Consider the following 828-nt stretch of genomic DNA (forward strand, 5'->3'; position numbering starts at 1 on the left):
TCTCGTGGCCGGCTCCAACGCCCGCGCGGCGGCCGAGGCGGCCGCCAAGCTGGAGGGCGTGGAGAAGGTGCTGCTGGCCGATGCGCCTCCTTACGAGCACCAGCTCGCCGAGCCGATGGCGGCGCTGATCGTGCAGCTGTCCGCCTCCTACGATGCCGTGGTGGCGCCCTCGACCTCGAACGGCAAGAACACCCTGCCGCGGGTGGCGGCGCTGCTCGACGTGATGCAGGTGTCCGACATCACCAAGGTGGTGTCGCCCGACACCTTTGAGCGGCCGATCTATGCCGGCAACGCCATCCAGACCGTGCAGGCGACCGATGCCAAGAAGGTGATCACCGTGCGCACGGCCGCCTTCCCGGCCGCCGCCGAGGGGGGCTCGGCCCCGATCGAGACGGTGGGGTCCGGTGAGGATCCGGGGGTGTCGACCTTCAAGGGCCAGGAGATCGCCCAGTCGGATCGCCCGGAGCTGACCTCGGCGCGGATCATCATCTCGGGCGGGCGCTCGCTCGGCTCGGCGGAGAACTTCAAGACCTATATCGAGCCGATCGCCGACCGGCTCGGGGCGGCGATGGGCGCCTCGCGGGCGGCGGTGGATGCGGGCTATGCGCCCAACGACTGGCAGGTGGGCCAGACCGGCAAGGTGGTGGCGCCCGATCTCTACATCGCCGTGGGCATTTCAGGGGCGATCCAGCACCTGGCCGGCATGAAGGACTCGAAGGTGATCGTGGCGATCAACAAGGACGAGGAGGCGCCGATCTTCCAGGTCGCCGATTACGGCCTCGTCGGAGACCTCTTCGCAATCCTCCCAGAACTCAAGGAGGAGTTGAC

At 68.6% G+C, this 828-nt stretch carries 1 protein-coding gene; it reads left to right on the forward strand.

The features are described from left to right. On the forward strand, positions 1 to 828 hold an 828-nt coding region (locus E4K09_RS19910; RefSeq protein WP_134499469.1), incomplete at both ends, for an electron transfer flavoprotein subunit alpha/FixB family protein.

Source organism: Microvirga pakistanensis (assembly GCF_004458765.1).
GTDB lineage: Bacteria > Pseudomonadota > Alphaproteobacteria > Rhizobiales > Beijerinckiaceae > Microvirga > Microvirga pakistanensis.